Here is an 8,647-nt window from a genome sequence, read left to right as displayed (position 1 = left end):
GTTCGACGGTAAGAAGTTTAGCGAAGTGACCGGCCCCATTCATTTTGAGAAAGATGAGCGACTGCGCCTTATCCTCATTAACGACACCATGATGGAGCATCCTATCCACCTCCACGGCATGTGGATGGAGCTGGAAAACGGCCAGGGTGAATTGATTCCGCGCAAACACACCTTGAACGTGAAGCCCGGCGAGCGCGTGTCTGCGCTGATCACTGCAGACGCCGAGGGCAGTTGGGCGTTCCACTGCCACCTTCTCTATCACATGGATGCCGGCATGTTCCGCGTTGTTCAGGTTTCTTAAGGAGGCAGTATGAAAACCAAGCACTACGTAACCCTCGCCAGCGCCGCCCTCGGCATGGCCGCCGCCACGACTGCTCAAGCCGAAGACGGCTATGACGCCCCGGCCGGCTGGCCGTCACCGGTCGTGGAGCACCCGATGACCACGGTACTGGTCGATCGCTTGGAATATGCTTCGCCCGACAAGGGGGGGGATGCCTTGGTCTGGGATTTCCAGGCCTGGTATGGCGGTGATTTCAATCGCCTATACGTGGAAGGCGAAGGCGAAAACGTCCAGGGCGATGGCGAAGATGCAGAATTCGAGTCCCTCGACCTGCTTTATAGTCGTTTGATTGCCGACTTCTGGGAACTTCAGGGCGGCATCGGTTATCAGGGCGGTATCGCTACGAATGACCATCCCGAACGCTATTTCGGCGTCATCAGCCTATTGGGGCTCGTCCCCTATCGCTTCGAGACCGATCTCGACTTGAGGATAAGCGATGAAGGCGATATCTCCGCCAGCCTGGAAAGCGAGTACGATCTGCGCCTGACGCAGCGGCTCTACCTACAGCCGCGTACCGAAATCGCCGTGGCCGCCAGCGAAGTTGGAGAATTTGGCGTGGGCGAAGGGCTTAACTCCGTTCGTGTCGGTATGCGTCTGGGCTATCAGGTAACCCGCCGCTTCGCCCCCTACATCGGTGCTTATTGGGAGAAAGAGTACGGCGACACGGCGGATCTCACCCGCGCCAGTGGCGACAACACGGAAGACACTGGAGTGGTGGCCGGTGTTAGAATGATGTTCTAACAACTCTGGTAATGGGTAACTTTTAACGTCACCAATTGGTGACGTTTTTTTTATTGTTTTTATTTTTAAATGTACCCAACGTCATAACCCAGTTCTTCCACAGAGCCGGAGAATCCGGCATAAAGATCAAGCTCATAGCTGGTGCCGTCACCAAAATCGACATTGGAACCCCAGCCACCGGCGTAGAAGCCCGACGCATGCTCATAATCCAACCCTCCCTGGACAGCCGCAGCCCCGTCTGTCTGGGTGACGCCCCGGAACAGATAGTTGCTGCTGGCGCTCACATTTGAGCTGACGTCAGCGCTAACAATGGCGGGCGCAGCCTGAAGTGCTGCAAGCAAAGTGATACTGATAAATCCGGATTTGGTGAAAAACTGCTTCTTCATAATGGATACCTTCGGTTGGGTTTCATTGCTCCAAATATGATCAGCAAAAGTCTTGCCACATCTTATTTATTCTTTTTTATCATAATTATAGAGACAAATCGGCACATTCTGAGCTTGCCCCCGAAAAACGACCGCAACACCTAGCGCCCCAGAACCTGTCACCGGCCCGGACCAGCGCCCTGTTTTGATGCATTCTCTGTAACCATTCTGTAATCTTTGCCAAATAGACTTTAATCGCGCTTCAACACACACAAGCAAACCGAAAAAGGTGAGACAGATCATGAGCAAGAAATATTTGGGCTTGGCTTTGGCGATTTCTGCCGCTTCTGCTGCACAGGCCGGAAACGTTACGACCAGCGGCGAAGACCTTGTGATCGATACCGACAGCGGTATCAAAGTGAAAGTGTCGGATAACTCTGCGTCTTTTCAGCTCGGCGGGCGCATTCAGTGGGATTACGACGCCACGCAGTCTGACGACAACGGTGTTGACACTACCGATTTCGATGTGCGCCGGGCACGCCTCTACGCCAAGGGCCACTTTGGCGACTGGGCGTACAAGACCCAGTTCAACGTCGCTGAAAGTGATGGCGCCGACGGCGGTACTGCTGAAGACCTGTACATTCGTTACATGGGATTTGGCTCAGCTGCAACCGTGACTATCGGTAAACAGAAAGAGCCATTCGGCCTGGAAGAATTAACGAGCTCAAAAGACATCTCAGCGCTTGAGCGATCTGCCATGACCGAGCGTTATGCCCCCGGTCGCAGCGGCGGCATCCAGCTCAGTGGCAAAGGCGGCAACTGGACCTACGGTATCGGCTACTTCGAGGCAGACGGCAATGGCAGCGACGACTTCAATAACACGGCAGTAACCGCACGGGGCACGGTTGCACCGATTCAAACGAACAATATGGTTGTTCATCTTGGTGCGGGTTATACCACGCGTGATGCCGACACTCAGGCCGATGAGGTCGATACGTTTAATCTGGAGCTCGCCGGCGCTTTCGGGCCCTTCCATGCCCAGGCCGAATATTTCGATTCCGAGGAAGGCCAGGTGGATGTTGATGGCTATTACGTACAGCTTGGCTGGATCATCACCGGCGAAAGCCGTCCTTACAAAGCCGGAGCATTCAAGCGGGTAAAACCGGCATCACCCAAAGGGGCCTGGGAAGTTGTTGCCCGCTTTGAGGATGGTGACGGAAAATACAGTGATGTGGGGCTGGCCACGACCGACGGTGAGCAAACAACACTGGGCGTTAACTATTACGCCAACAAGAATGTTCGACTTGGAATGAGCTACATGGATGGCGAAGAAGCCAATGGCGCTAGCGGAGATGAAGTGCGTGCGAGGTTACAATATGCATTTTGACCGCATGGAGGTCGCTTGAATGAGTTTGCGGCTTGATATAGTTCTTGAGAGTTAATGAAATACTCAGGTTTTGGGCAGATATTAATGGGTAAGCGGATTAAATGGTTGATCTTACCTTTGCATGAGAGTGAGACAGACCGGCATCTCATCGGATTATCTGGTTGATGCTTCACCTACTGCTGGTGCATGTTTCCTTCGCTAATTCCAGCAAGAACCCCACACGCCTCAACTTCCCGGTCATCGTTGCAACTCGCTCTCAGTGAAACGAGTTGTTTCTCAAGCGCTTGCAGAGCGGTTATCTGCGACCGCACATGAGAGATGTGATCATCGAGCAAGGCGTTGACGGCGGTACAAGGCTGATGAGGGTCGTCCTGATAGCTCTGTAGTTCGTGAATCTCAGCCAGTGACAGGCCTAGGATTCTGCAGCGACGGATGAAGGCCAGCCGCTCACCATGCTTCTCGGTATAGACACGGTAACCGTTGTCCTGCCGATCAGGCGGCGGCAACAAGCCTTGCTGTTCATAGAAGCGGATCGTCTGTGTTTCGACCCCTACCAACTGCGCCAACTGACCAATACGCATCAGCCTCCTCCCCAACGGATTCTTTACTCTATTGACCTTATAGTAGCTTTATAGTTTTAAATGGTACCACAACATTGTTCAAGTGGAGTCGTATCATGAACAAATCCTGTGGTGGCGGCGCCTGTGGCGGTGATGCAACGTCCGCGGCGGATACCGATATACAGGCCTCCTCCGAAGCGCCGGGGAGATGGGTCAGCGTTTATGCCGTGCCGAAGATGGACTGTCCATCAGAAGAGCGAATGATTCGCCTAGCCCTGAACGGCTTTGAGGAGATTCGAGCGCTGTCCTTCGACTTGTCGAACCGCCGGCTGAAGGTCGTGCATGACGGCGAGGTCGAGCCCGTCACCTCGAAACTGAAGACCTTGGGGCTAGGCGCCTCGCTTCAGGAAACCGTCGCTGCAAATCCGGAGACCATCAAGGCCGCCGAGTTCTCGGCAGCTTCTGCTAAGCAAGAATCCGGGGCCCTGCGCTGGTTGCTCGGCATCAATGCACTTCTGTTCGTGGTGGAAATGACTGCCGGTCTGATCGCCCAGTCCACCGGCCTGATTGGAGAATCCCTGGACAATTTTGCCGATGCGGCGGTGTACGGGCTTGCCCTTTATGCGGTTGGACATAGCGTGAAAATGCAGGTACGTGCCGCGCATCTTGCTGGTGTACTGCAACTGATCTTGGCTGTGGGCGTGCTCGTAGAGGTGGTGAGACGCTTTGTATTCGGTAGTGAGCCTGAATCGCTGGTGATGATGGCTATCGCATTCGTCGCATTGATTGCCAATACCAGTTGTCTGCTGCTCATATCCAAACATCGGGAGGGCGGGGCGCACATGAAGGCAAGCTGGATATTCTCGGCCAACGACGTGGTGATCAACCTGGGGGTCATCACCGCCGGCGCCCTGGTCGCGTGGACCGGGTCCAATTATCCGGATCTGATTATCGGCACCATCGCGGGGGTCATTGTACTTAACGGTGCCAGACGCATTCTGGCGTTGAAGGGTTAAATAATGCTCATTATTGGCAAAAAGCTCTCGCCGTATGCCCTGTTGTCCATATCGGGCCTGCTGGCAGCGTCTGATCAGGCCGTAAAATGGCTGGTGCAGCAATCAATGGCCTATGGCGAGTCTATTTCAGTGACCCCGTTCTTTAACTGGGTGCACCTATGGAACACCGGTGCCGCATTCAGTCTTTTTGCGAATGGTGGAGGCTGGCAGCGCTACTTTTTTATCGGAATCGCGGTGGTGGTCTCGATTTTTCTGATCAAGCTGATCCTTGAAAATCGTCATAAAGGAGAAGCCATCGCTTACAGTCTTATCCTCGGTGGCGCCATGGGCAACCTGATTGACCGGGTCTTTCGCGGCTATGTTGTGGATTCCTTTGATTTCTATTGGCGAGACTGGCATTGGCCGGTCTTCAACCTGGCTGATATTGCAATTGTCCTCGGTGCCTTACTTTTCGTTTCCGGCAGCTTGTTGGGTAAAAAAACAAACACCAATGCCGAGCCGGATGGATCTGACTGACACCTACGCCTATACAACACCATGACCGAACTTCCCGACAACATCCTTCACCTGCCGCAATACCAAGTACTGGGCTGCAAATCAACCGACGACGAAATGCACTTCCAGGTGGACGTGCCCGATCCGATCGCCTGCGAGGAATGCGGCGTGCAGGGTGAGTTCGTGCGGTTCGGCAAGCGTGATGTTCCCCATCGTGATCTGCCCATCCAAGGCAAGCGGGTCACTCTCTGGTTGGTCCGCCGCCGATACACCTGCCGGGCCTGCAAGACAACATTCAGGCCCCAGCTACCGGAGGTGGTGGACGGATTCCGTATGACACTGCGGCTGCATGAGTACGTGGAGAAGGAATCCTTCAACCACCCCTACACCTTTGTGGCGGCACAGAGACCGGCCTGGACGAGAAGACGGTGCGCGACATCTTCAACGCCCGCGCCGAGTTCCTGGGGCGCTGGCACCGCTTCGAGACGCCCCGCATCCTGGGCATTGACGAGCTATACCTGAACAAGCGCTACCGCTGCATCCTGACCAACATCGAGGAGCGAACCCTGCTCGACCTGCTGGCCACCCGCCGCCAGGACGTGGTGACCAATTACCTGATGAAGCTGAAAGACCGGCAGAAGGTCGAGATCGTCAGCATGGACATGTGGAACCCCTACCGGGCAGCGGTCAAGGCTGTGCTGCCCCAGGCCCGTATCGTGGTCGATAAGTTCCATGTGGTGCGCATGGCCAACGATGCCCTAGAGAGGGTGCGCAAGGGCCTCAGAAAGGAGCTGAAACCGTCCCAGAGCCGAACTCTCAAGGGAGACCGGAAAATCCTGCTGAAACGCGCTCACGAAGTCTCAGACCGGGAGCGCCTCATCATGGAGACCTGGACAGGCGCGTTCCCGCAACTGCTGGCCGCCTACGAGCACAAGGAGCGCTTCTACGGCATCTGGGACGCCACCACACGGCTCCAGGCAGAAGCCGCCCTGGACGAGTGGATAGCCACCATCCCGAAGGGCCAAAAGGAAGTCTGGAGCGATCTGGTCAGGGCAGTGGGAAACTGGCGCGAAGAGACCATGACCTACTTCGAGACGGACATGCCCGTCACCAACGCTTACACGGAGTCCATCAACCGACTGGCCAAGGACAAGAACCGTGAAGGGCGCGGTTACTCCTTCGAGGTGATGCGGGCACGAATGCTCTACACCACGAAGCACAAGAAGAAGGCACCGACTGCGAAGGTCTCTCCTTTCTACAAGAAAACCATCGGTTACGGACTGCCGGACTTCGCAGAGGAACTCAACTACGGAGTCGATCTATCAACCATCTGAGGGTGGTATCAGATTGATGGGGTGAAGGTGCCCCATCAACCATTAAATCCGTATACCCTTTTAAACCTGGGTTCATAGAATAAACGCAGCACTTTGGACAGCACGGTAGAGGTAGGAGGACCAGCGCCGGTACCCTTCTCGGCTCACCGACCAAAGTGAAGAAGAGCATGGGATACCGATAGCTGACCCAGATCCAACGATAACAGATCTACGCCCGCCATGACCTGAGCCAGCGGCAGATCGCCGGAGAGCTTGGCATCCATAACAGCACCGTCAGCCTTGAGCTGCGCCGTAACGCCACCTCTTGTGGCTACGATCCCGAGCAGGCTCAGGTGCTCAGTGATCAGCGGCGTCGTACCGCCTGGAAGTGGACGAAGCACCTGCCGAGCATGATCACTGCCGTTGTCGGCAGGCTGTATGAGGAGTGGAGCCCAAAGCAGATCAGCGGCTTCATCGCGCCCCTGGCAGGCGTCGGTGTCAGCCATCAGTGGATCTATTACTTAATCTGGGATGACAAGGCGCAGGGCGGCGATCTCTGGCAGCATCTGCGTCAGCCCAAACGTCGCAGCAAGCATCGCACTCAGGCCAAGAGCTCAGGGCTTGGCAAGATCCCTAACCGGATAGGCATCGAGCACCGCCTCGCTGAGGTCGAAAACCGGCGCTTTATCGGCCATTGGGAGGGCGACACCGTACTCCAGGGGCACAAGCATTCAGGCCTGGTCACGCTGGTCGAGCGTCGCAGCGAGTACCTGCTGGCGGCAAGGCTGCCCAGGGGCTCGGCGGAGCTGATGAAAGCGGCCATGATCCGCCTGCTGAAGCCTCGTCGGGGCGCTGGCCAGACCATCACGCTGGATAACGGACTACCTACGGACCCGCTCAATATGTACACAAAATCTCACTTCGTGCTCGGCATCGGAACACTTACTCACTACTCAGGCTCATACGTCGCAACCAGATCTAAAGGGTGCTTACCATAGTGTACAAGGGTCCAAATGGCCCAACAGGACTTAACAAAGCATTTTGGAACGGTTGTGAGCGTTGAGCATTATCTACAGGGTCACTGGGCGCCCTAACGGCACAGATTTACGTCTCACAACCGAACTCATAATAGCCTCGATAATCACTACCTGTCTTTATTAAAGCATGCGCGACGCGGGCTAATTTAACAGCCACTGCCACACGGGCTTTCCGCTTGATATCAGGATCATCAGGGGTTGCCCGAATATAGCGCTCGTATTTCTGTCGAAATGTATTTTCCCGCTGTCTGATGGCGACCGTGGCTGCCAACCAGAAGGCGTACCGTAAACGTGCATTGCCTCGCTTTGATAAGCGGTAATGCCCTTGTTGTTTACCACTTTGACTTGCCGACAAGTTGAAGCCGCAAAAGCTAAGGTATTGGCGATAATGACAAAAACGCGTTAGGTCACCGCTTTCGGCAATAATAACTAACGCAATGATAGGACCAATACCAGGCAATGTCCGAAGTCGCTGGTAATCATCGCGGTGAGATATCAACTGGTCAGCGGCTTCTTCGATTTGCTGCCGTTGCTCTGTTAGCTTTAAATAACGTCTGATCTGCAATTTGAAGGTGGCAATTGCGGGGCTATTAAGCGGTACGGGTAACGCTATCGACTGCTCTGCCACTTCATACATCTCTTCTAAAAAACGCTGTTTGGCCACCTTCCTCCCCACTACCTCCCAAGCACGTTGCACGAAGGTCGTTTTTTTATAGCGCGTGATACTTAGTGGAGTAGGGAATTTCAGCAAGAAGCGGCAAAACCATACGGCACGGGTGCTATTAAAAAAACGCTCCATTTCTGGAAAAAAGAGGGTGAGGTAATGATTAAATAAACTATGTTGACAGCGGGATCTAGCGAGTGAGATTTGATAATACGTATTCGCAAGCTCCTGAATATCTAACATTTCATTCACTAACGGATCGTAAAATGGTTGCATCATGCCCTGCTGCATCAAGTACATGATAACCCGCGCGTCTTTCTTGTCGTTTTTATCCCAGCTTTTAAACAACATTTCACGCGCTCTGGCGCAGGCTAAAGACGACACCATATGGCACAAGGCGCCTTGAGACCTTAACCAATAGGCAATATTACGATGAAAGTCAGCCGTTGGTTCAAAGGCCACCAAAATATCTTCAGCAGGTGCTTCTGCTGCATGAAGGAGGTTCTGATAACCCACTAACGTGTTAGGCAACTTAAACGTTTTGGTACGACCTGACGGCCATAAAATGACCGCATCATGGGACGTTTTAGCAATGTCGATGGCGATCATCACCTTCACAGAGCTATTCTTTACGTTGTCAGCCATGTGTACATCTCCTAAATCCACTGATTGGCATCAGAGATTTTGGTACAGATGGCTGGCTCCAACCTGCTTATTCAGCAAGTACTA

The 8,647-nt window shown here is 54.1% G+C and carries 8 protein-coding genes and 2 pseudogenes; 7 read left to right on the top strand and 3 right to left on the bottom strand.

What is annotated here, in order from left to right; all coding sequences use genetic code 11:
• Together ELY38_RS15040 and ELY38_RS15035 are read left to right on the top strand one after the other, a co-directional pair.
• Positions 1–301 (top strand): multicopper oxidase domain-containing protein (locus ELY38_RS15040; RefSeq protein ID WP_185858999.1); only part of this gene is annotated, 301 nt, incomplete at its 5' end.
• 9 nt (positions 302–310) lie between these two features.
• On the top strand, positions 311–1,081 hold the full coding sequence (locus ELY38_RS15035; RefSeq protein ID WP_127063056.1) for a copper resistance protein B: 771 nt from the start codon (positions 311–313) through the stop codon (positions 1,079–1,081).
• 65 nt (positions 1,082–1,146) lie between these two features.
• Here the strand turns inward: ELY38_RS15035 and ELY38_RS15030 are convergent, their stop codons facing one another.
• Positions 1,147–1,467 (bottom strand): TorF family putative porin, encoded by a 321-nt coding sequence (locus tag ELY38_RS15030; protein WP_206604600.1) that lies wholly within the window; start codon positions 1,465–1,467, stop codon positions 1,147–1,149.
• Between the two features lie 280 nt (positions 1,468–1,747).
• On the opposite strand from ELY38_RS15030, the gene ELY38_RS15025 reads away from it, so the two are divergent.
• Positions 1,748–2,833, top strand: coding sequence for an OprO/OprP family phosphate-selective porin (locus tag ELY38_RS15025; RefSeq protein ID WP_113271303.1), 1,086 nt, complete (start codon positions 1,748–1,750; stop codon positions 2,831–2,833).
• Between the two features lie 173 nt (positions 2,834–3,006).
• On the opposite strand, the gene cadR is transcribed toward ELY38_RS15025, so the two are convergent.
• A complete protein-coding gene (cadR, locus tag ELY38_RS15020; RefSeq protein WP_035566955.1) occupies positions 3,007–3,414 on the bottom strand; it encodes a Cd(II)/Pb(II)-responsive transcriptional regulator in 408 nt (135 codons plus the stop codon).
• Between the two features lie 95 nt (positions 3,415–3,509).
• Between cadR and ELY38_RS15015 the strand changes: the two genes are divergently transcribed.
• The 4 genes and pseudogenes from ELY38_RS15015 to ELY38_RS14995 all read left to right on the top strand — a co-directional run.
• A complete protein-coding gene (locus ELY38_RS15015) occupies positions 3,510–4,409 on the top strand; it encodes a cation efflux transmembrane domain-containing protein (RefSeq protein ID WP_127063055.1) in 900 nt (299 codons plus the stop codon).
• A 3-nt stretch (positions 4,410–4,412) separates the two neighbouring features.
• Positions 4,413–4,925, top strand: coding sequence for a signal peptidase II (gene lspA, locus ELY38_RS15010; RefSeq protein WP_127063054.1), 513 nt, complete (start codon positions 4,413–4,415; stop codon positions 4,923–4,925).
• Positions 4,926–4,946: 21 nt separating this feature from the next.
• Positions 4,947–6,238 (top strand): annotated as a pseudogene (locus ELY38_RS15005) (ISL3-like element ISPpu12 family transposase).
• Between the two features lie 182 nt (positions 6,239–6,420).
• Positions 6,421–7,098, top strand: a pseudogene (locus ELY38_RS14995) (IS30 family transposase); the annotation flags it as partial.
• Between the two features lie 223 nt (positions 7,099–7,321).
• On the opposite strand, the gene ELY38_RS14990 reads toward ELY38_RS14995, so the two are convergent.
• Positions 7,322–8,563: an IS110 family RNA-guided transposase gene (locus tag ELY38_RS14990; RefSeq protein ID WP_127061437.1), complete on the bottom strand. Its 1,242-nt coding sequence runs from the start codon at positions 8,561–8,563 to the stop codon at positions 7,322–7,324.
• Positions 8,564–8,647: the final 84 nt, after the last annotated feature.

Source organism: Vreelandella nanhaiensis, from assembly GCF_003990185.1.
Classification (GTDB): Bacteria; Pseudomonadota; Gammaproteobacteria; order Pseudomonadales; family Halomonadaceae; genus Vreelandella; species Vreelandella nanhaiensis.
The sequence above is the reverse complement of the archived record's forward strand: the minus strand, read 5'-3'. Positions and strand labels throughout refer to the sequence as shown.